Origin of the sequence: Inquilinus sp. CAU 1745 (assembly GCF_039839375.1) — a bacterium.
In the GTDB taxonomy this organism is placed as follows: Bacteria; Pseudomonadota; Alphaproteobacteria; order DSM-16000; family Inquilinaceae; genus JBDOQU01.
On the sequence record NZ_JBDOQU010000022.1, the window covers coordinates 23,537 to 44,419 of the forward strand.

Annotated in this window: 18 protein-coding genes; 13 read left to right on the forward strand and 5 right to left on the reverse strand. The window is 67.3% G+C overall.

Going from position 1 to position 20,883, the window contains the following annotated elements; translation table 11 throughout:
* The first annotated feature begins 100 nt into the window (after positions 1-100).
* The 5 genes from leuD to AAFN89_RS19660 all read left to right on the forward strand — a co-directional run bounded on the left by leuD (position 101) and on the right by AAFN89_RS19660 (position 4,432).
* Positions 101-709: a 3-isopropylmalate dehydratase small subunit gene (gene leuD, locus AAFN89_RS19640; RefSeq protein WP_347540919.1), complete on the forward strand. Its 609-nt coding sequence runs from the start codon at positions 101-103 to the stop codon at positions 707-709.
* 37 nt (positions 710-746) lie between these two features.
* Complete coding sequence (gene leuB / locus AAFN89_RS19645) at positions 747-1,859, forward strand: 3-isopropylmalate dehydrogenase (RefSeq protein ID WP_347540920.1); 1,113 nt, start codon at positions 747-749, stop codon at positions 1,857-1,859.
* Between the two features lie 67 nt (positions 1,860-1,926).
* Positions 1,927-2,412 (forward strand): GNAT family N-acetyltransferase, encoded by a 486-nt coding sequence (locus AAFN89_RS19650; RefSeq protein WP_347540921.1) that lies wholly within the window; start codon positions 1,927-1,929, stop codon positions 2,410-2,412.
* Between the two features lie 104 nt (positions 2,413-2,516).
* Entirely contained in the window at positions 2,517-3,542 is a 1,026-nt protein-coding gene (locus AAFN89_RS19655) for an aspartate-semialdehyde dehydrogenase (protein WP_347540922.1), read from the forward strand.
* A gap of 5 nt (positions 3,543-3,547) precedes the next feature.
* The gene (locus tag AAFN89_RS19660; RefSeq protein ID WP_347540923.1) at positions 3,548-4,432 is read left to right on the forward strand and encodes a CoA ester lyase; all 885 of its coding nucleotides are present in this window, start codon (positions 3,548-3,550) and stop codon (positions 4,430-4,432) included.
* On the opposite strand, the gene gcvA is transcribed toward AAFN89_RS19660, so the two are convergent.
* Positions 4,429-5,301 (reverse strand): transcriptional regulator GcvA, encoded by an 873-nt coding sequence (gene gcvA, locus AAFN89_RS19665; RefSeq protein ID WP_347540924.1) that lies wholly within the window; start codon positions 5,299-5,301, stop codon positions 4,429-4,431. The genes AAFN89_RS19660 and gcvA overlap by 4 nt on opposite strands.
* Positions 5,302-5,628: 327 nt before the next feature.
* On the opposite strand from gcvA, the gene sdhC reads away from it, so the two are divergent.
* The 7 genes from sdhC to AAFN89_RS19700 all read left to right on the forward strand — a co-directional run bounded on the left by sdhC (position 5,629) and on the right by AAFN89_RS19700 (position 13,385).
* Entirely contained in the window at positions 5,629-6,021 is a 393-nt protein-coding gene (sdhC, locus tag AAFN89_RS19670; protein ID WP_347540925.1) for a succinate dehydrogenase, cytochrome b556 subunit, read from the forward strand.
* A 3-nt stretch (positions 6,022-6,024) separates the two neighbouring features.
* Complete coding sequence (sdhD, locus tag AAFN89_RS19675; RefSeq protein WP_347540926.1) at positions 6,025-6,420, forward strand: succinate dehydrogenase, hydrophobic membrane anchor protein; 396 nt, start codon at positions 6,025-6,027, stop codon at positions 6,418-6,420.
* A 5-nt stretch (positions 6,421-6,425) separates the two neighbouring features.
* Entirely contained in the window at positions 6,426-8,228 is a 1,803-nt protein-coding gene (gene sdhA, locus AAFN89_RS19680) for a succinate dehydrogenase flavoprotein subunit (protein WP_347540927.1), read from the forward strand.
* A 76-nt stretch (positions 8,229-8,304) separates the two neighbouring features.
* Entirely contained in the window at positions 8,305-9,084 is a 780-nt protein-coding gene (locus tag AAFN89_RS19685; protein WP_347540928.1) for a succinate dehydrogenase iron-sulfur subunit, read from the forward strand.
* 98 nt (positions 9,085-9,182) lie between these two features.
* Positions 9,183-11,405 carry a methyl-accepting chemotaxis protein gene (locus AAFN89_RS19690; protein ID WP_347540929.1) on the forward strand — a complete coding sequence of 741 codons (2,223 nt, stop codon included), beginning with the start codon at positions 9,183-9,185 and terminating at the stop codon, positions 11,403-11,405.
* A gap of 65 nt (positions 11,406-11,470) precedes the next feature.
* Positions 11,471-11,872, forward strand: coding sequence for a GFA family protein (locus AAFN89_RS19695; protein ID WP_347540930.1), 402 nt, complete (start codon positions 11,471-11,473; stop codon positions 11,870-11,872).
* 94 nt (positions 11,873-11,966) lie between these two features.
* Positions 11,967-13,385: a saccharopine dehydrogenase C-terminal domain-containing protein gene (locus tag AAFN89_RS19700; protein WP_347540931.1), complete on the forward strand. Its 1,419-nt coding sequence runs from the start codon at positions 11,967-11,969 to the stop codon at positions 13,383-13,385.
* A 1-nt stretch (position 13,386) separates the two neighbouring features.
* Here AAFN89_RS19700 and AAFN89_RS19705 read toward each other — a convergent pair whose 3' ends face one another.
* Together AAFN89_RS19705 and AAFN89_RS19710 are read right to left on the reverse strand one after the other, a co-directional pair.
* On the reverse strand, positions 13,387-13,695 hold the full coding sequence (locus AAFN89_RS19705; RefSeq protein ID WP_347540932.1) for a cytochrome c: 309 nt from the start codon (positions 13,693-13,695) through the stop codon (positions 13,387-13,389).
* A 24-nt stretch (positions 13,696-13,719) separates the two neighbouring features.
* The gene (locus AAFN89_RS19710; protein WP_347540933.1) at positions 13,720-14,967 is read right to left on the reverse strand and encodes a PQQ-dependent sugar dehydrogenase; all 1,248 of its coding nucleotides are present in this window, start codon (positions 14,965-14,967) and stop codon (positions 13,720-13,722) included.
* 236 nt (positions 14,968-15,203) lie between these two features.
* On the opposite strand from AAFN89_RS19710, the gene AAFN89_RS19715 reads away from it, so the two are divergent.
* Positions 15,204-16,439: an ArgE/DapE family deacylase gene (locus tag AAFN89_RS19715; protein ID WP_347540934.1), complete on the forward strand. Its 1,236-nt coding sequence runs from the start codon at positions 15,204-15,206 to the stop codon at positions 16,437-16,439.
* A 12-nt stretch (positions 16,440-16,451) separates the two neighbouring features.
* On the opposite strand, the gene AAFN89_RS19720 is transcribed toward AAFN89_RS19715, so the two are convergent.
* A complete protein-coding gene (locus AAFN89_RS19720) occupies positions 16,452-19,103 on the reverse strand; it encodes a methyl-accepting chemotaxis protein (RefSeq protein WP_347540935.1) in 2,652 nt (883 codons plus the stop codon).
* A 110-nt stretch (positions 19,104-19,213) separates the two neighbouring features.
* Complete coding sequence (locus tag AAFN89_RS19725) at positions 19,214-20,869, reverse strand: adenylate/guanylate cyclase domain-containing protein (protein WP_347540936.1); 1,656 nt, start codon at positions 20,867-20,869, stop codon at positions 19,214-19,216.
* Positions 20,870-20,883: the final 14 nt, after the last annotated feature.

A 20,883-nucleotide genomic window follows, 5' to 3' on the forward strand; every position in this document is an offset into this window, starting at 1 on the left:
TGCGCCGCGCCGGCGGGGACAATTACGCCCTTAAGGTTCAGCCGCCATTGTGGCACAAACAGGCGTCCTTCCCAGCGCCCGAACCAGGAGCGTCCTGCCGATGCAACCCTTCACCACGCTGACCGGCGTCGCAGCGCCGCTGCCGATGAGCAATGTCGATACCGACATGATCATCCCCAAGCAGTTCCTGAAGACGATCAAGCGGACGGGGCTGAAGGAGGGGCTGTTCTACGAGCTTCGGACCGACAATGAGGGCCGCAAGGTCGATTTCGTGCTGGACGAGCCGGCCTACCAGAAGGCGCAGATCCTGGTGGCGGGGGAGAATTTCGGCTGCGGCTCGTCCCGCGAGCACGCGCCATGGGCGCTGCTGGATTTCGGCATCCGCTGCGTCATCGCGCCGTCCTTCGCCGACATCTTCTACAATAACTGCTTCAAGAACGGCATCCTGCCGATCGTGCTGCCGCAGGAGCAGGTGGACCTGCTGATGGACGATGCCGAGCGCGGCGCCAACGCGATCGTCTCCATCGACCTGGAGAAGCAGGAGATCACCGGCCCCGACGGCGGCAAGATCACCTTCGAAGTCGATCCGTTCCGCAAGCACTGCCTGCTGAACGGGCTGGACGATATCGGGCTGACGCTGGGCCATGCCGGCGACATCGATTCCTATGAGACGAAGCTGAAGCAGGATCGGCCCTGGCTGATCGGCTGACCACCATTCTCCCTACCCGACAGGAAAGAGCTTTCCGATGCCTTCGAACAAGACGCTGCTTCTGCTGCCCGGCGACGGGATCGGGCCGGAGGTCGTGGCCCAGGTCCGCCGCGTCGCCGACTGGATGGCGAAGAACCGCGCGGTCGGCTTCGACCTGAAGGAGGGGCTGGTCGGCGGCTGCTCCATCGACAAGAACGACTCGCCGCTGACCGACGAGACGATGGCCGACGCGATGGAAGCCGACGCGGTCCTGCTGGGCGCGGTCGGCGGGCCGAAATGGGACGCCGTCGATTTCGCGATCCGGCCGGAGGCGGGCCTTCTCAGGCTGCGCAAGGATATGGAGCTGTTCGCCAATTTGCGGCCGGCGATCGTCTTCCCGGCGCTGGCGGACCATTCCACGCTGAAGCGGGAGGTGGTCGAGGGGCTGGACATACTGATCGTCCGCGAACTCACCGGCGGCGTCTATTTCGGCGAGCCGCGCGGAATCTTCAACCTGCCGGACGGGCAGCGGAAGGGCGTCAACACCCAGGTCTACACGACGTCGGAGATCCACCGCGTCGCCGCCGTGGCGTTCGACCTCGCCCGCAAGCGGTCCAACAAGGTCTGCTCGGTCGAGAAGATGAACGTCATGGAATCCGGCCGGCTGTGGCGGGAGGAGGTGACGAAGCTGCACAAGGAGAAGTTCGCCGATGTCGAGCTGAGCCACATGCTGGCCGACAATTGCGCGATGCAGCTCGTCCGCTATCCCAAGCAGTTCGACGTCATCGTCACCGACAATCTGTTCGGCGACATGCTGTCCGATGAGGCGGCGATGCTGACCGGGTCGTTGGGCATGCTGCCCTCCGCCTCGCTGGGCGCGACCGACGCGACGGGCAAGCGGAAGGCGCTCTATGAGCCGGTCCACGGCTCCGCCCCCGACATCGCGGGGAAGAACGTCGCCAACCCGATCGCCACCCTGCTCAGCTTCGCGATGATGCTGCGCTACTCCTTCGACATGGGCGACGACGCCGACCTGATCGAGAAGGCGATCCGGCGGGTGCTGGATGACGGCGTCCGCACCGGCGACATCGCCAGCGCGGAGACGGCGAAGGTCTCCACCTCCGGCATGGGCGACCATGTGCTGAAAGCGCTGGATTCGCTGGCGCGATAGAGTCGCGGGCGCAACGATTCCCGCGTCACGGCGGTTACCGTCCCTAGACCTTGGGGAGGAGGACGCCATGAGCGAGATCGCGATCAGGGCCGGACGGCCGGAAGATGCCGAGGCGGTGGCCCGGCTGTGCGCGGAGCTGTCGGCCGCCGAGGGCGCATCCCCGCCGGCCTTCACGGCCGACATGTTCCGCCAGCACGGTTTCGGACCGGAAGCCGCCTTCGCCGCGGTGGTCGCGGAGGCCGACGGTCAGCCGGTCGGATACGCCCTGCACCATGGCGGGTTCGACACCCAGATGGGCGCGGTGGGCCGCCGGGTCCTCGACCTCTACGTCGCACCCGACTTTCGGGAGAAGGGGTTGGGACGGAAGTTGCTGGGGGCGGTGGCGCGCGCGGCCAGGGCGCAAGGCGGAAGCTGGGTCGCCCTTCAGGTGAAGCCCGACAACCACGCCGCCCAATCCTTCTATGGCGCGCTGGGCGGCGTCGCCGATATCGATCCGACGATCGAGTTCAAGGGCGAGGCGTTCGACGCGCTGGCGACGCCTCCGGCCTCCTGAGTCGCCGCCGGGCGCTCCAGACCCGATAAATCCGCGCTTGCATTTGTTGCCGGTCGGGCTTAGGTCCGCCTGAGACGGAACGGTACTCCGGAACGAGGAAAATCATGGGCTACAAGGTCGCGGTGATCGGCGCCACCGGCAATGTCGGGCACGAAATCCTTCAGATCCTGGCGGAGCGGGAGTTTCCCGCCGACGACGTGGTGGCGCTGGCGTCGGCAAAATCGGTCGGGCGGGAAGTCTCGTTCGGCGAGGATGAAATCCTGAAGGTCCGGGACCTGGAGACTTTCGACTTCACCGGCTGCGACATCGCGCTCTCCTCGCCGGGGGCGAAGGTCTCCGCGATCCACAGCCCGCGCGCCGCCAAGGCCGGCTGCGTGGTGATCGACAACACCTCCCATTTCCGGATGGACCCGGAGGTGCCGCTGGTGGTGCCGGAGGTCAACCCCCACCATCTGGCCGATTACGGCCGGAAGAACATCATCGCCAACCCCAACTGCTCGACCATCCAGATGGTCGTGGCGCTGAAGCCGCTGCACGATCTGGCGACCATCCGGCGGGTCGTGGTCGCGACCTACCAGTCGGTCTCCGGCGCCGGGCGCGACGGGATGGACGAGCTGTTCAACCAGACCAAGGGCATCTATGTGAACGATCCTCCGGCGAAGGAGAAGTTCACCAAGCAGATCGCCTTCAACGTCATTCCCCATATCGACGTGTTCATGGAGGACGGGTCGACCAAGGAGGAATGGAAGATGATGGTCGAGACCAAGAAGATCCTGGACCCGAGGATCAAGCTTACCGCGACCTGCGTCCGCGTCCCGGTCTTCATCGGCCATGCCGAGGCGATCAATATCGAGTTCGAGAACCCGATCTCCGCCGAGGAGGCGCGGGCCGTGCTGAAGAACGCGCCGGGCATCACGGTCATCGACCATCGCGCCGACGAGGGCTATGTGACGCCGGTGGAGAGCGCCGGCGACGACCAGGTCTATGTCAGCCGCGTGCGGGAGGACCCGACGGTCGAGAACGGGCTGTCCCTCTGGGTCGTCTCCGACAATCTGCGCAAGGGCGCGGCGTTGAACGCCGTACAGATCGCCGAGGCGTTGGTCGAAAGCCACCTGAAGGTGCCGGCCTGACATCCGTGGAAGTCCCGGTCCGGTCGGATGTCCGGCCGAGGCGATCGATCCTCTACATGCCCGGCTCCAACCGCCGGGCTTTGGAGAAGGGTCGGTCGCTGCCGGCCGACGGGCTGATCCTGGATCTGGAGGATGCCGTCGCGCCCGCCGCGAAGGAGGAGGCGCGGCGGCAGGTCCTGGAGGCGCTGGCCGAAGGCGGCTATGGCCATCGGGAGCTGATCGTCCGCATCAACGGTCTCGACAGTTCGTGGGGCCGCGACGATCTCACCGCCGCCGCGACCTCCGGCGCCGACGCCATCCTGCTGCCGAAGGTGGAGAGCGCCGACATGGTGCGGTCGGCGGAAGAGGCGCTCCACGCCGTCGGCGCGCCGGAGACGCTTCGCCTCTGGTGCATGATCGAAACGCCGCTCGGCGTCCTGAACTCTCGTGAGATCGCCGCCTCCCCGCGCCTGGAGGCGCTGGTCATGGGCACGTCGGACCTGGCGAAGGACCTGCACGCGGCGCACACGCCGGACCGCCTGCCGCTCGTCACATCGCTCGGCCTCTGCCTGCTGGCGGCGCGCGCCCATGGCCTCGCCATCATCGACGGCGTCCATCTGGACCTCGACGATGATGAGGGATTCGCTGAAAGCTGCCGCCAGGGGGCCGAGATGGGCTTCGACGGCAAGAGCCTGATCCACCCGAAGACGATCGCGGAAGCCAACCGCGCCTTCGCCCCGTCGCCGGACGATGTCGCCCGCAGCCACCGGATCGCCGACGCCCATGCCGAGGCCATGGCTGCCGGAAAAGGCGTCGTTGTTGTCGACGGCAGGCTGGTGGAAGCCCTCCATGTCGCGGAGGCCGCCCGTCTGATCGCGCTGGCCGAGGCCATCGCGGCGCGCCAGTCCTAGGACGATATCTCCTTCATCAGCCAGCCCCTGAACATGGCGACCGGCGGCCGGTCAGGAATTGCCTCCGGCCCGACCAGCCAATAGGCCTGGCAGGGCAGGGGCTCCAGATCGAACAGCCGGACCAGCCGGCCGGCGGCGAGGTCGGCGGCCGCCAGCACGCCATCGCCCAGCGCGATCCCCTGGTCCCCGGCCGCGGCGTCCAGCACCAGCCCCGCATCGCGGAACATCGGCCCTTCCTCCGCCGCATCCGCCGGAGCGCCCGCCGCCGACAGCCATTGCGCCCACCAGCGGCGCGTCTCGTCATGCAGCAGCGTGTGGCGGGAAAGGTCGGACGGCCGCCCGATGTCGGCCGCCAGCCGGGGGCTCGCGACCGGAAAGACGCCGATGTCGCACAGCTTCCGGCAGTCGATCCCGGTCCATGTTCCGGAGCCGTAACGGATGGCGATGTCCACGGGATCGCTGCGAAAATCGGCCAGGGCGTTGGTCGGGTCGATATCGATCATGATGTCCGGATTGTCGCGCCGGAAGCCGCCCAGGCGCGGCACCAGCCAGCGGGCCGCAAAGGCCGGCTCCACGCTGACCCTGACCATGCGCCGCGTTTCCCGGTCGACCGCGTCGGCCGCCCTGGCGATGCGGTCGAAGGCGGCGGACAGTTCGGGCAGCAGCCCGGCCCCGTCCTCCGTCAGCAGCACCTTCTTGTGGAGCCGCCGGAACAGCGGGACGCCCAGACGGTCCTCCAGTGACCGGACATGGCGGCTCACCGCCCCATGGGTCACATGCAGCTCGTCGGCCGCCTTGCTGAAGCTGCCCAGCCGGGCGGCGGATTCGAAGGCGCGCAGGGCGTTCAGGGAAGGCAGGCGACGGCTCATTTCCTTCCGCCCATCATGGGTGATGTCAGCTCACACAATGCGTCAGATAACGCCGTTTGTCAGCTCTTGCGCTTGCGCGCAGGCTGGAATTCCCTCGATACCGACGGAAGAACCCACCATGTGGTGGCTGACTGAAATCTTCGCCGAACTCTACCGCGTCGCCCTGATGCAACGGCCGCCCCAGCGCGCGAAATCTCCTACCGCACTGCAATAGACCCCGCGTTGACTTGGGGTAATCCGGGGCGTACATCAATGTGGCAAAATAAGGAACGGGATCGACGTTCCTCTCGCCGTCACGTCTCCCGCCGAACGAGGGTTTGACCAGGAATGGCCACCGCCAACCGGCCGCTGTCGCCGCATCTCCAGATCTATCGACCGCAGATTTCGACGGTCCTGTCGATCCTGCACCGGGCGACGGGCATCGCGCTCGCCGCCGGAACCCTGCTGCTGGTCTACTGGCTGGCCGCCGCCGCCGCCGGCCCGGAGGCATTCGGCGCGGCGCAGTCTCTCGTGGGATCGTTCCTCGGCCGGCTGTGCCTCTTCGGCTGGTCGTTCGCTCTCTTCTTCCATCTGGCCAACGGCGTCAGGCACCTGGCCTGGGACGCCGGCTGGGGATTTGAACTACCGGTGATGGCGAAGACCGGCTGGACCGCCGTGATCGCGGCAGGGGTCCTGACGCTGGTCGCCTGGATCGCCGGCTATCTGATGATGGGGGCCTGACCGATGGCCGAAGACAGCAAGAGCCTGCGAACCCCGATCGCCCTTGCGCGGGGACTGGGATCGGCGAAGGAGGGCGTGCATCACTGGTGGATGCAGCGCCTGTCGGCGGTCGCGCTCATCCCGCTGACGCTTTGGTTCGTCGCCTCCATCGTGGCGATGGCCGGCGCGGATTACGCCGCGTTCGCGGCCTGGATATCCAATCCGGTCGTCGCGATCCTGATGATCCTGCTGGTGGTGGCGACCTTCTACCATGCCCAGCTGGGCCTCCAGGTCGTCTATGAGGACTACATCCACACCCATCTGCTGAAGATCGCGGCGGATGTGGGAACCAAGCTGGCCGCGACCGTCCTGGCGCTCGGCGCCGTGTTCGCGATCCTGAAAATCGCCCTGGGAGCTTGAGGCGCATGGCTGCCGAAGTTCAGAAACCCGCCTACGAGATCATCGACCACAGCTACGACGTGGTGGTCGTCGGCGCCGGCGGCGCCGGCCTGCGCGCCACGTTCGGCATGGCGGAGAAGGGGCTGAAGACGGCCTGCATCTCCAAGGTCTTCCCGACCCGCAGCCATACCGTCGCCGCCCAGGGCGGCGTCTCGGCCTCGCTGGGCAATATGGGCGAGGATGACTGGCGCTGGCACATGTACGACACCGTCAAGGGGTCGGACTGGCTGGGCGACCAGGACGCCATCGAATATATGTGCCGCGAGGCGGTCCCCGCGATCATCGAGCTTGAGCATTACGGCCTGCCCTTCTCCCGGACGGAGGAAGGCAAGATCTACCAGCGCGCCTTCGGCGGCATGACCACCCATTACGGCAAGGGCCGCGCCTACCGCACCTGCGCGGCGGCCGACCGCACGGGTCACGCCATGCTGCACACGCTCTACCAGCAGGCGGTGAAGCATCAGGCCGAATTCTTCGTCGAATATATCGCGCTCGACCTCATCATGGAGGACGGGGCCTGCCGCGGCGTGATCTGCTGGAACCTGGACGACGGGACGATCCATCGCTTCCGCGCCCACCAGACCGTGCTGGCGACCGGCGGCTACGGCCGCGCCTATTTCTCCTGCACCTCGGCCCACACCTGCACCGGCGACGGCAACGCAATGGTGACGCGGGCGGGGCTGCCGCTTCAGGACATGGAGTTCGTGCAGTTCCACCCGACCGGCATCTACGGCGCCGGCTGCCTGATCACCGAGGGCGTGCGCGGCGAGGGCGGCTACCTGACCAATTCGGAGGGCGAACGCTTCATGGAGCGCTACGCCCCCTCGGCCAAGGATCTGGCGTCCCGCGACGTGGTCAGCCGGTCCATGACGATCGAGATCAGGGAGGGCAGGGGCGTCGGCCCCAACCAGGACCACATCCACCTGCATCTGGAGCATCTCGACCCGAGCGTGATCCACGAGAGGCTGCCCGGCATCGCGGAGACCGCGAAGATCTTCGCCGATGTCGACGTGACGAAGGAGGCGATCCCGGTCCTGCCGACCGTCCACTACAATATGGGCGGCGTGCCGACCAACCATCGCTGCGAGGTCGTCAACCCGACCGCCGACGATCCCGACGCCGTGGTGCCGGGGCTTATGGCGATCGGCGAGGCCGCCTGCGTCTCCGTCCACGGCGCCAACCGGCTGGGCTCCAACTCGCTTCTGGACCTCGTCGTGTTCGGCCGCGCCGCCGCCATCCGGGCGCGGGAGCTGGTCGAGCCGGGGCGGAACCATAAGGAGTTGCCGAAGGATTCCGCCGACGCCGCCCTGGCGCGGTTCGACCGCGTCCGCCACAACGGGCAGGAGGTCCGCACCGCCGACCTGCGGCTGGAGATGCAGCGGACCATGCAGAACAACTGCGCCGTCTTCCGCACCGGCGAGGTGCTGGAGGAAGGCAAGGCGAAGCTGACGGAAAGCTGGGGCAAGCTGACGGGGCTGGGCGTCGACGACAAGTCGATGATCTGGAATTCCGACCTGGTGGAAACGCTGGAGCTGGACAATCTGATGTACCAGGCCGTCGCGACCATGCATTCGGCGGTGAACCGGCAGGAAAGCCGGGGCGCCCACGCCCGCGAGGACTATCCGGACCGGGACGACGGCGAGTGGATGAAGCACTCCGTCATCTGGGTGGACGAGAAGGGCGATTCCAACATCGGCTACCGGCCGGTGCATCTCAACCCGCTCTCCAACGAGATCCAGAGCATTCCGCCCCAGAAACGGGTCTACTAGGCGGGTCTACCAAGCGGGTCTACTGATCACCCTGCCGGTCCGTCGACCCGATCCGCGCATCTTTTAGGAAACACCGATGGCTGAATTCGCGCTGCCCGCCAATTCGAAGATCAGGCCGGGCGCCAATTATCCCGCGCCGGCCGGGGCGAAGCGGACCAAGATTTTCAAGATCTATCGCTGGAATCCGGATGACGGCCAGACGCCCTCGCTGGACGAGTACGAGGTCGATCTGGACCGGTGCGGCCCGATGGTCCTGGACGCGCTGATCCATATCAAGAGCGACGTCGATTCGACCCTGACCTTCCGCCGGTCCTGCCGGGAAGGCATCTGCGGGTCGTGTTCGATGAACATCGACGGCGTCAACACGCTGGCCTGCCTGAAGGCGACGGAGGAGGTGAAGGGCGATGTCCGGATCTACCCGCTGCCGCACATGCCGGTGGTCAAGGATCTGGTGCCGGACCTGACCCACGTCTACGCCCAATATTCCTCCATCAAGCCCTGGCTCCAGGCCCAGACGCCGCCGCCGCCGGACCGCGAGCGGCCCCAGTCGCCGGAGGAGCGGGCGAAGCTGGACGGGCTCTACGAGTGCATCCTCTGCTTCTGCTGCTCGACCTCCTGCCCCAGCTACTGGTGGAACGGCGACCGGTTCCTGGGCCCGGCGATCCTGCTGCAGGCCTATCGCTGGATCGCCGACAGCCGCGACGAGATGACGGGCGAGCGGCTGGACGCTCTGCAGGATCCCTTCCGGCTCTATCGCTGCCACACCATCATGAACTGCACGAAGAGCTGTCCGAAGGGCCTCAACCCCGCCAAGGCGATCGCGGAAATCAAGAAGCTGATGGTGGAGCGGCTCTAAGCAAGCCTTTTCGTCGAAATTGCCTCATTTAACGGCATCTTAACGCGGCTTTTTCCATAAAGGTCCCTCGACGAGCGCCACTCGAGGACCCAGCCGGAATGACCAAGCCCACCGGACGCGACCGCCGCTATTCGCCCCTCACCGTCAGGCGGGGATTCCTGGTCATTGGTCTCATCCTGTCGGTTGCGGTCGCCGCGAACCAGCTCTGGGTCGCGGGCCTCTACCAGCGATCCTCCATCGACAGCTTCAACGACCAGCTCGGCAAGGCCCTGTCGGTGCTGGTGGTGGAGCGGATCGTCAAGGAATATCCCAAGGTCATCAATCCGATCGCCGACCAATGGTCGCGCTATGCCGGCATCGTGGAGTCGGTGACAGCGGACGATCCGGAGACGGTCCGGCTGAACCTCGACAGCCTCCATCAGGAAGCGCCGATCGTGGAGGACGTGATCCTTCCCGTCTCCATGAACATCTATCGCAAGGATCTGACGCTCCTGGCGTCGGATTCGGAGGGGTCGGGCGCAAGCGTCATCGCCGATCCGGCGGTGCGCGACATGCTGGCGGCGCGATCGGTCGCCGACCAGCGCCAGAACGCCTCCTTCCTGTGGCGTACCGAATCCGGCCGGCCGGTCTACAGCACGATCGTGCCCATAGGCGGGTTCCGCGTCGCCGGGTTCCTTGAGATCGTGACCGATCCCCTGCCCGTGCTGACGGGGCTGGAAACCGCATTCTCGGGCGACGTGGCGGTCCTGGACGCCGGCGGGGCGACCTTGCTGGACCTGCCCTTCGCCGAACCCGCCGAGGAAGGCGACGCCGGCCCGCCGCCGCAACTCGACACCATCGCGGCCACCGTCCCCGCGACGGCGGGCGGCGACTGGGCGACCGTGACGCTAACCCGCGACATCGGCGATTTCGTCGCCAGCACCAATGCCCTGCGCGACAAGGCGCTGAAGATGCTGCTGGTCGTCGGCGTGGTGAGCTGGCTCATCGGCTGGCTGCTGCTGCGCCTCGTCGCCTTCTCAAAGCTGCGGCAGTTCGCCAACGCCATGGACAGGATCAGTCAGGGCGAAACGGCGGTGGAGCCGCCGCGCACCGGGCGGGACGAGCTTGGCACGATGGCTGTGGCGCTGGAGCGGCTGCGGGACGGCGTCGCCCAGGTCTTCGGCCTGCGCCAGATGATCGAGACTTCCCCCACCCCTACCGTCCTGGTCGGGCTGGACGGCGATGTCCGGTACGCCAACGTCGCCGCCGGCCGGTTCGCGGAGCAGCACGGGCTGGGGCAGGTCGAGGAAGGATCGAACGCCGACCTGTTCGAGATCGGGGAGCCCTTCGCCGCCATTCTGGCCGACCCGTCGGGCGAGCCGGTGCGGCAGCATGAGGCGCGGATCGGCGAGACGCTGGTCAGCCTGTCCCTTGAGCCGGTGCGCCAGGCGGACGGCTCCGTCGACGCCGTGATGATGACTTGGCGGGACGTGACGGCGGAAACGGCGGACAAGCGGCTGGCTCAACAGATGATGGACGAGGTCCGGCAGGTCGCCGAGCTGGTGGCCCGCGAGGCGCTGACCCTGAAATCGCTGTCCGAGCGGCTGTCCCAGCAATCCACCGCCACGATCGAGCAGTCGGTCGGGGTCGGGGAGATCGCGCAGTCCGGCAGCCGGAACGCCGGCATGGTCGCCGGCGGCAGCGAGGAGCTGGCCGACAGCATCAAGGAGATTTCCCAGCAGATCGCGCGTTCCGCTTCCGCGGCGTCCGACGCGGTGGCCAAGCTGGGCGACGCCGACCGCACCGTCGCGGACCTTCAGGAGGCGACGGGTGAGATCGACCAGATCGTGGAGCTGATCGTCGGCATCGCCAACCAGACCAAGCTGCTGGCGCTGAACGCCACGATCGAGGCGGCGCGCGCCGGGGAGGCCGGTAAGGGCTTCGCCGTCGTCGCCAGCGAGGTCAAGAAGCTGGCCAGCGAGACCGGCAACGCCACCGAACGGATCGCCGCCGCCGTCGCCAACATCCGCGGCCGCCTGGACGGCACCGTGGCTGTGTTCGGCGATTTGCGCACGTTCGTCGACAGCGTCGGGTCCAGCCAGAACATCATCGCCGCGGCGGTGGAGGAACAGAACGCCATGTCGACCGACATCTCCCGCAACATCGCGGAGATCGCGGAAGGCAGCGACCGCATCGCCGTCATGGTCAGTTCGGTCAGCGACGAGGCGAAGACGACGGGCTCCATCGCCGAGGACCTTCAGACCGCCTCGCGCGGGTTGGCCGACGAGGCGCAGTCCCTGACTGAAAGGCTGACCGCGCACCAGCGGCGCGAAGTCGCCTAAGGCCTCCAGACTTCCCCGTTCCGGTCCCGGCGGCATAGAGTCGGGCGGGAACGGAAGGAGCCCTTATGACTGAACCGATCGAAGGCGGATGCCTGTGCGGCGCCGTCCGCTATCGCGCCGATGGCCCGCCGCGCTGGATCGCCCATTGCCACTGCCGAAGCTGCCGCCGGCAGACCGGTTCGGCTTTCGCCACCTACATCTCCGTCGACCGCGCCCGCTTCGCCTTCGCCACTGGCGAGCCCGTCCGCTTCCCGTCCTCTGAAGGCGTAGTGCGCGCCTCCTGCGGCCGGTGCGGCACGCCCCTGACCTATGAATCCGTCCGCTGGGCTGACGAGACGCACATCCTGCTGGGCACTCTCGACCAGCCAGAACGCTTCCCGCCGCAGGCCCACGCCTATGTGGATGAGAAGCTGCCCTGGCTTCGCATCGATGACGGGCTGCCGCAAAGCGGATCGCCTTCGGCCTGATTCCCCTTTTGTCCCGGTCCGGCGGTGGACAAACCCGTCCGCATGCTGCATACGCGCGCGGCTGGAGAGTTTGCCCCGAAGGAAAGGTTCGCCGATGCCCACGACCACCAAGACCACCCATTTTCCCGGACGGCTGGTGATCGTCGGTTTCGGCAGCATCGGCCAGGGCGTTCTGCCGCTGATCCTGCGGCACATCGACATTCCGCCGGCCAACGTCACCATCGTCACTGCCGAGCCGGTGGGCCAGGAGCAGGCACGGCTGTCGGGCATCGATTTCCTGCTGCAGCCGCTGACGCCGGAGAATTTCCGGGAGGTCCTGGAGCCGCTGGTCGGACAGGGTGATTTCCTGCTCAACCTCTCGGTGGACGTTTCCTCGGTCGCCCTCATCGACCTGGCGGCCGAGAAGGGCGCGCTCTATCTGGACACCTGCATCGAACCCTGGGCCGGCGGCTACACCGACCCGTCGCTGACGCCTTCCCTGCGGTCCAACTACGCACTGCGCGAAAGCGCGCTGAAGCTGCGGCGTGCGGACCGGACGGGGCCGACGGCGGTGGTGACGCACGGGGCCAATCCGGGCCTGGTCTCCCATTTCGTCAAGCGCGCGCTGCTCACGGTCGCCGGCGACACCGGGATCGACGCTACTGTTCCCTCCGATCGCGAAGGGTGGGGCGCGCTGGCGCGGAAGGCCGGAATCAAGGTCATCCATATCGCCGAGCGGGACACCCAGGTGGCCAGCCGGCCGAAGCAGGTGGGCGAATTCGTCAACACCTGGTCGATCGACGGCTTCGTGGGAGAGGGCTGCCAGCCGGCGGAGCTGGGCTGGGGCAGCCATGAGAAGCATTTCCCGGCCGACGGCGCCCGCCATGATTTCGGCAGCGACGCCGCGATCTACCTGAACCGGCCGGGCGCATCCGTCCGCGTTCGGACCTGGACCCCGGCCGAAGGCCCCTTCCACGGCTTCCTCATCACCCACAATGAGGCGATCTCCATCGCCGACTATTTCACCGTCCGCGAAGGCGACCGGCTGGCCTACCGCCCGACCGTCCACTACGCCTACCATCCGGCCGACGACGCCGTCCTTTCGGTCCATGAGCTTGCCGGCAAGAACTGGGTGGCGCAGGACCGCAAGCGGCTGATGATGGACGAGATCGTCCACGGCATGGATGAGCTGGGCGTGCTGCTGATGGGCCATGGCAAGGGCGCCTACTGGTACGGATCGCAGCTCACCATCGAGGAGGCGCGGTCGCTTGCGCCCTATAACAACGCGACCAGCCTTCAGGTCACGGCCGCCGTGCTGGGCGGCATGGTCTGGGCGATCGAGAATCCCGATCGCGGCATCATGGAGCCGGACGAGATGGACCATGAGCGGGTGCTGGAGGTCGCAGGCCCCTATCTGGGCCGGCTAACCGGCGCCTATGGCGACTGGACGCCGCTGGTCGACCGCGAGAGCCTGTTCGCGGAAGACATCGACCGCGACGACCCTTGGCAGTTCAAGAACTTCCGGGTCGCCTGATTCAGTCGCAGGCGCAGCCGGCGCCCAGGCTTTCGTAGTAGAGCGCCAGCTCCCTGATCTGCTGGTCTGTCAGCGGTTCGGCGATGATGCCCATGACCTCGCTGGGCCGCAGGCCGCTGCGGAAATTCTCCATCTGCTGGATGGTGTAGACGGCGCTCTGCCCCGCCAGGTTCGGGAACAGCGGGGACGTGCCGACGCCGTCCCGCCCATGGCAGGTGACACAGACCTGTCCCGCCGCGGGGAACTCCTGGGCCTGGGCCGAGGCCGACGCGGCGGCGAGACAGATGAGGATGGCGAAAGGTCGGATCATCGGCTGTGGCGAGGGTTTCCGTTTTCAGTCCTCGTCATAGGATATCCGGTAGATCGCCCCGGCCAGATCGTCGGAAACCAGGATCGATCCGTCCAGATAGGGCTTCACGTCGACCGGCCGCCCCAGATACTCGCCGGTGTCCTCGTTCAGCCAGCCATCGGCGAACACCACCGTCTCGCCAACCGTCCCGTCATCGTTGATCGGCGTGAACATGACGCGGGCGCCCACCGGCTCCGTCCTATTCCAGGAGCCGTGCTGGGCGCTGAAGATGCCGCCGCGATACTCCGCCGGAAACTGCTCGCCGGTATAGAAGCTCATGCCCAGATCGGCGGCGTGCGCCACCGTTTCGACCTCCGGGAACACCGTGTCGGCCGGCGGTTCGGAATCCGCCCATTCGTTCGTCCGCACATCGCCGCCGCCATACCAGGGGAAGCCGAAATGCTGGCCGGGGCCGGTGGCACGGTTGATCTCGCCCGGCGGGATATCGTCGCCCATGCCGTCCACCTGGTTGTCGGTGAACCACAGCTCCGCCGTCTCCGGATGGAAGTCGAGGCCGACGGAGTTCCGGATCCCCGTGGCGTAGACCTCCATGTCGCTGCCGTCCCTGTTCATCCGGACGATGGACCCGAGGATGCCCATGTCCGAACCCTCGGAGGGCGGCCAGACATTGTGCTTCTGACCGATGGCGACATAGATCATATTGTCCGGCCCGATCGTCCCGACGCGGAAGGCATGGTTGAAATATTCCTGCTCCGCCGGGAAGAATTGCTCCTTCACCACGGCCACGGCGACATCCGGCCCTTCATAGAAGAACTCCGCCGCCGGGAAGGCGAGCAGCCGGTTGTGCTCGGCGATATAGAGGATGCCGTCCTCGCTGAAGAAGGGCCCGTTGGGGAAGGTGAAGCTCACCGAAGGGGCGAAGCGCTTCACCTCGTCGGCGACCCGGTCCTTGTCGCGGTCGGTCACCGCCCAGACATCGGTCTTGCGCGTGCCCACGAACACCACGCCGACATTGGGACCGACGGCCATGTGCCGGGCGTCGGGCACCAGCGCGTAGAGTTCGATCTCGAAGCCGGGGGGCAGGTCGATCCCTTTCAGCGTCTCGCGGATCGCATCCGCCGAATCGCTGTCCTGGGGGATGCTCGGGATCTCCAGGCTTGTGCCCGTCTGCCTGAATTCTCCCAGATCATCCATATTGTCCTGGGCGGCCGCCCCTCCGGCGACCGATCCGGCGATCAACGCCGCCATGCTCACACATGATGTCCTGACCATTGCGCGTCTCCTCCCCGTTTCATGGATGGAACGATGGCCGGCCCGCCACGCGGCGGGCCTTACAAGCATGTATGTTATATTTTGTATTCGTTCTTTATCAGAAACGTGCTCTTCCGTCCCGCATTATCGGCGTTGATTTCCATTTTCTCCTTCCTTTTCGTTAGACGTCCCGCCCTTGTGACGCCTACGTCTTCTGGAGGTCGTGCGTCATCCGCAACGAATCCGAGGGAGGAAGAATGACCCCCGAACAAGGGCAAACGCTGCGCGCGCTGGTCGATCGGCGGCATGACGAACAGGTCCGCTTCCTGGCGGAGCTGGTGAAGATTCCATCCGACAACCCGCCGGGGGACTGCGCCCCCCACGCCCTCCGCGCTGCGGCGCTGCTGGAGGCGCTGGGCTATGAGACGGAGCGGGATGTTGTGCCGGATGAGGCGGCCGCCGCGAACGGCATGATAAGCGCGACGAATCTGATCGTCCGGAAGCGGTTTTCCGATGATGGTCCCGTGATCGCGCTCAACGCCCATGGCGATGTCGTCGCGCCGGGCGAAGGCTGGACGACGGACCCCTATGGGGCGGAGATCCAGGACGGCGTGATGTACGGGCGCGGCGTTGCCGTTTCGAAGTCCGACTTCGCCACTTACGTCTTCGCCCTGAAGGCGCTGGAGGAAAGCGGCATCCCGCTATCGGGCGCGGTAGAGCTGCATCTGACCTATGACGAGGAGGCCGGCGGGATGATCGGCCCGGCCCGGCTGCTGGAGCAGGGGCTGACCCGACCCGACTACGTCATCAGCGCCGGCTTCGCCTACAATGTCGTGATCGCCCATAATGGCTGCCTGCATCTGGAGGTGCGGATCGAAGGCCGATCCGCCCATGCGGCGCGACCGGATACCGGCGTGGACGCGCTGGAGGCGGCGACGGGCCTACTGTCCGCCCTCTACGACCTGAGACGGCGCTATGAGGAAATCCGCTCGGAGGTTCCGGGCATCGACCATCCGACCCTCGTTGTCGGGCTGATCCAGGGCGGCATCAACACCAATGTCGTGCCCGACCTGGTGACGATGCGCATCGACCGCCGGATCGTGCCGGAGGAGAATCCCGAGCAGGTCGAGCGGGAGCTGACGGATTTCATAGAGGATTTCTTTAGGCCGATGGAGAGCGTCAGCGTCGATGTCCGCCGTATCCTGCTGGCCCGTCCGCTGACGCCGGAACCGGGCCATGAGATCCTGGTCGACCGGCTGCGGCAGCATGGAAGCGCGGTGATGGGGGAGGAGATCGCCGTCAACGGCGTGCCGATCTATACCGACGCCCGGCTTTACAGCGCGGCCGGCATCCCGACCGTGCTGTATGGCGCCGGGCCGCACACACTGCTGGAGGCCAACGGCCATCGGGCCGACGAGAAGCTGGTGCTGGAGGATCTGAGGAAGGCGACCCAGGTCATAGCGCTGACCCTGGCCGACCTCCTCAGCCCTTAAGGGCTCGGGGTCTCAGGCGGCCCTGACCTTCTGGACGAACTGGTCGACCTGCGTCCGCATGGATTCGGCCTGACGGGCCAGCGATTCCGCCGCCGTCAGCACCTCGCCGGCCGACTCCCCGGTGATCGCGGCGGCGTTCGACGCCTCGGTGACATGCCCCAGCACCTCCCCCGTTCCGGAGGAAGCCTGCTGGACATTCCGCGCGATCTCCTGCGTCGCCGCGCCCTGCTCCTCGACCGCCGAGGCGATGGTCGTGGCGATCTCGTTGATCGACAGGATAGTCTCGCCGATGCCGCCGATCGCGGTCACGGCGTCGCCCGTGGCGGCCTGCATGGTCTTGATCTGCTGCGCGATCTCGTCCGTCGCCTTGGCGGTCTGGTTGGCCAGGTTCTTCACCTCGCCCGCGACGACGGCGAAGCCCTTGCCCGCCTCGCCGGCCCGCGCCGCCTCGATCGTGGCGTTGAGCGCCAGCAGGTTGGTCTGCTCCGCGATGTCGGTGATCAGCTTCACCACCTCGCCGATCTTCCGCGCGGCTTCCGCCAGATCCTGGATGCGGTCGTTGGTGTCGCCGGCATCGGTCACCGCCTTGCCCGCGATCTCTGTCGACCGGACGACCTGTCGGCTGATCTCCTGGATGGAGGAGGAAAGCTCCTCCGCCGCCGCGGCGACGGTCTGGACACTGTTCGACGCCTCGTCCGACGCCATGGCGGCGGACCGGGAGACTTCGTTCGTCCGGTCGGCCGTGTCGCGCATCGCGCCTGCGGTCCCTTGCATCTGGGTCGCCGCGGCGGAGACACCGTCGACAAGCTGAAGCACGTTGCGCTCGAACTCGTCGGCGAGCGCGAGGCGCGCCAGCCGGCGTTCCTCCGACGCCCGCTCCCGCTCTTCCGCCGCCCGCGCGTTGGCGGCCTCGACCTCCTGCGCGGTGTCGCGGAAGACGACCAGGGCCGACGCCATGTCGGTGATCTCGTCGCTGCCGCCTTCGGGGATCTCGGTGTCGAGATGGCCGTCGGCCACGGACCGCATCGCTTCCGCCAGCCCGGTCAGGCGCCGGACGATCATCCGGCCGACATAGAGCCAGCCGATCAGGGCCGCGACCAGGATGCTGACGCCGGCGATGACCAGAAGCGTCGTGCGGTTGGCCGCCATGGTCGCTTCGGCCTCGGCGGTCGCCATGTCGGTCGTCGCCTTCGCCTGGTTGGTGATGTCGGTCACGTCGGCAGCGATGGCGGCGGCGGCGGCGGCGTTCTCCGCCAGGGTGGCCGCCTTCTCTTCTTCGGTCGCGATCTCCGCCCGGCGGATGTCGAACAGATTGTTCTCGGTGCTGCCCAGCTCCATCAGGTCCGAAACCACCGGCACCAGCCCCTCGCTGCCATCCGCCGGCGGCGGCAGCCTGAAGGCCGCGGACAGAAGATCGCTGACGGCCTGGGTGTATTCCTGTTCGACGGCGCGCAGCCGCTCCAGATCGGTCGTGCCGGCGGCCTCATTCATCAGCCCGGCGGCGAGGTTGGCGCGGGCGGAAATCTCCAGCAGGCTCCGGAAGGTGCGCAAGCCGCCGCCCATGACGCCGTCGATGGCGTCGGAAAGATCGCTGGTCAGCCGCTCCGATTCGGCGGCGATCATGGCCTGGGCGTCCGCGACCCGGAGGTCGATCGCCTCGACGAGGCGGTTCTCGCTCGCCGCGATGCGCGACGGCAGGGTGATGACCTGGCCGGCGGCCTGGCCGCCTTCCTCGATCGCCCGGATCTTGAGGTCGAAGACGTTCTGGTCGTTTCCTTCCTCGATCAGCGGAATCAGCCGATCGAGATTCTCCAGCAGTTCGGCGTCGTCGGCGAAGGTCGTCCGCGCCGCGAGGAGACTGCCGTAGAGCTCCGTGCTGTCCCGCCGCAGCTTGTCGACCGGCAGCAGCGTCTGGGCCGCCAGCGCCTGCATCACGATCGACACTGCTTCGGTGGCGTCCGCCTTGAGCGTCAGAAGGCCGGAGAGGCCGGCGATCGTGGTGCCGGTGAGTGTCGTGATCGTTTCCTCGGCGTTGCGCGACAGGCCCACGCCCTCCTCCACCAGGGCGAACTCTGCCGCCTGGATCTGCGGGGCGACAAGCTCCGTCAGGGTCGCATGGGTCTGGGCCACCGCCTCGATCTGCGCCACCCGCGCCTCCGCGAGCGCGATGCTCCGGGCGATCAGATCCTGCTGGGGCGCAAGGCCGCTGGCCATCTGCTGTACGCCCGCGCGCAACTCGTCCAGGCCGCTGGCCGAGGAATCGAGCGCCGCCAGCCGCGCCACGGCGGCCTCCATCTCCGTCGCCCGGATGCCGAGCTGCCCGACCTGGGCGTTCAGCGTTTCGGTATCCGTGGAGGCATAGAGCGCCGGCAGGCTGCCGGTGAAGCCCGCGGTCGCCTCCGCAAGGTCCTGGGCGGCGACGATGGCGGGGATGTTCTGCTCCGTGATCTCCGCGAACGCCTTCTCCGCGGCCTCGAACGAGAACAGCGCGACGCCGCAGGCGACCAGCGTGATCGTCGCAACCGAGGCGAAGGCGATGGCGAGCCTGCCGCCGATGCCGATGCGCCGCCGCTTCTTCGGAGTCGCCTCCGTTTCCTCAACCGCCGATTCCTCCTCAGGAAGATCGTCGATGATGTCGTCGTTCGGCGCGGTCGGTTCGGTCATCGGCTGGACCCTTGGAACATGGAAGGAGGAACCGCGGAAGTTGCAGGCATCCGCTCGTCCTTCCATGTCCAATACGCAATAGGGGTAAAAGGGCCGTTAATTAAGGAGGCTCAATCCGCCGGCAGAGTGCGGGCCAGCGGCACCGGATAGACGCTCAGCATGCCGTCCTTGCCGCGCACCGCGATATCGCGGGACGGGATGTCCGCCAGGGCGATTCCGGCATGATCGGCCACCGCCGCGGACATCACGAGCTGGACCTCCAGCTCCTTCGTCAGCCCTTCGAGACGGCTGGCGATGTTGACGGCGTCGCCGACGGCGGTCAGCGCCTTGGCGTGGCCGTAGCCCATCTCGCCGACGATCGCCGGGCCGACATGGATGCCGATGCCCATGCGCAGCGGCGAGGGCAGGTCGGCTGCAAGCGCCTCGTTCAGCCGGTCCAGCTCGATCGCCATGGTGCGCGCCGCGACGAGCGCGCGGCGGCATCCGATAGCCGGCCCCGATTCCACCCCGAACAGCGCCATCACCCCGTCGCCGATGAATTTGTCCACCCGCCCCTGCGCATTTTCGACCGCGCGGCCCATCGCCTCGAAATAGCGGTTGAGCAGGAAGACGATGTCATAGGGAAGCTTGGTGTCAGAGAATTTGGTGAAGCCGCGCAGATCGGCGAACAGGATCGCGATCTCCCGCTCCCGACCGGCGAAGTTGGCCTCCCGGCGGCGTCCCTCCCTCGCCGTCGCAGTGGCGGAAAGAAGCGGCGTGACCTCCAGCCGGCCGATGGGGCGGAGCTGACAGGCAAGCCGGATGTTCGGCACCGCGCCGATCCGGTCGAGGACCCGCCTTTCCTCCGCGTTCGGCGGCGGCTGGTCTCCCGCGCCCGCGCCCAGCCTGACCCGGCAGGTCGAACACCTGCCCTTGCCGCCACAGACGGCGGCGTGCGGAATGCCGGCGGACCGGCTGGCCTCCAGCACGGTCGCGCCGGGCGGCGCATCCACGATCCGGCCGTCGGGATAGGTCAGCCGGGCGCGGCCCCTTCGACCGGCGACCTGACGAAGAAACCGGGCCGCCAGCACCGCCAGGATGGCGAGCGCGAATCCCACCTGCACGGAAACCGCGCCGGTGGTGACGAAGGAGGAGGCCTCCGCCCCCAGCCGCGCCCTTTCGATCACGCCGGCCAGGAAGTCGTCCGCCCGCGCCCGGCGCATGAGGTCGAAGCTGGCGGCGGCGTAGCCGGCCAGGGCCAGGGTCGGGATCAGCAGCGCCAGGACGAACGGAGCCGGCCTGGCCGCCTCGTACCAGGGCTTCACGCGCAGCCAGTAATGCAGGCCGATGCAGGCATGGCCCCAGGCGACCAGCACCAGCACGGCCTGGAGGAAGCCCTGGCGCGGATCGACCAGCCAGAGCATGGAGAGGACGTAGACATACTCCGTCTGCACCCCGAACGCGCCGGCAACCACCCTTGTCCCCAGCACATGCTGGGCGAGGAGGAAGGGTATCGTGAAACCCAGCACGAACTGCGCCGCCTCCAGCCGCGTCATCCTGAGCGAGCGGCGGCGATAGAGGGCGCGCAGGGCGACGGCGACGTGAGCCAGCGCGGCTCCGGCCAGCAGGGTCGTGCCGACCGGCGTCCGCCACGGCGCGATGGTCACGAACAGCACGCTGTTCATCGTCTCGATCGAGACGAGGCCCAGCGTGTGGTTGGTGAAATGGCCCAGCACGAACGCCAGCAGCACCAGCCCGCTGCCCAGCCGCCATCGCTCGATGGACATGAAGGTCGAACCTC

Excerpts from the sequence above, each read along its gene's own strand:
- AAFN89_RS19705 (WP_347540932.1), bottom strand. The coding sequence starts at position 13,695 with ATGATCCGACCTTTCGCCATCCTCATCTGTCTCGCCGCCGCGTCGGCC.
- sdhD (WP_347540926.1), top strand. The coding sequence starts at position 6,025 with ATGGCCGAAGACAGCAAGAGCCTGCGAACCCCGATCGCCCTTGCGCGG.
- AAFN89_RS19655 (WP_347540922.1), top strand. The coding sequence starts at position 2,517 with ATGGGCTACAAGGTCGCGGTGATCGGCGCCACCGGCAATGTCGGGCAC.
- AAFN89_RS19695 (WP_347540930.1), top strand. The coding sequence starts at position 11,471 with ATGACTGAACCGATCGAAGGCGGATGCCTGTGCGGCGCCGTCCGCTAT.
- AAFN89_RS19690 (WP_347540929.1), top strand. The coding sequence starts at position 9,183 with ATGACCAAGCCCACCGGACGCGACCGCCGCTATTCGCCCCTCACCGTC.
- leuD (WP_347540919.1), top strand. The coding sequence starts at position 101 with ATGCAACCCTTCACCACGCTGACCGGCGTCGCAGCGCCGCTGCCGATG.
- AAFN89_RS19685 (WP_347540928.1), top strand. The coding sequence starts at position 8,305 with ATGGCTGAATTCGCGCTGCCCGCCAATTCGAAGATCAGGCCGGGCGCC.
- leuB (WP_347540920.1), top strand. The coding sequence starts at position 747 with ATGCCTTCGAACAAGACGCTGCTTCTGCTGCCCGGCGACGGGATCGGG.
- AAFN89_RS19720 (WP_347540935.1), bottom strand. The coding sequence starts at position 19,103 with ATGACCGAACCGACCGCGCCGAACGACGACATCATCGACGATCTTCCT.
- AAFN89_RS19710 (WP_347540933.1), bottom strand. The coding sequence starts at position 14,967 with ATGGTCAGGACATCATGTGTGAGCATGGCGGCGTTGATCGCCGGATCG.
- AAFN89_RS19725 (WP_347540936.1), bottom strand. The coding sequence starts at position 20,869 with ATGTCCATCGAGCGATGGCGGCTGGGCAGCGGGCTGGTGCTGCTGGCG.
- sdhA (WP_347540927.1), top strand. The coding sequence starts at position 6,426 with ATGGCTGCCGAAGTTCAGAAACCCGCCTACGAGATCATCGACCACAGC.
- sdhC (WP_347540925.1), top strand. The coding sequence starts at position 5,629 with ATGGCCACCGCCAACCGGCCGCTGTCGCCGCATCTCCAGATCTATCGA.
- AAFN89_RS19715 (WP_347540934.1), top strand. The coding sequence starts at position 15,204 with ATGACCCCCGAACAAGGGCAAACGCTGCGCGCGCTGGTCGATCGGCGG.
- gcvA (WP_347540924.1), bottom strand. The coding sequence starts at position 5,301 with ATGAGCCGTCGCCTGCCTTCCCTGAACGCCCTGCGCGCCTTCGAATCC.
- AAFN89_RS19700 (WP_347540931.1), top strand. The coding sequence starts at position 11,967 with ATGCCCACGACCACCAAGACCACCCATTTTCCCGGACGGCTGGTGATC.
- AAFN89_RS19650 (WP_347540921.1), top strand. The coding sequence starts at position 1,927 with ATGAGCGAGATCGCGATCAGGGCCGGACGGCCGGAAGATGCCGAGGCG.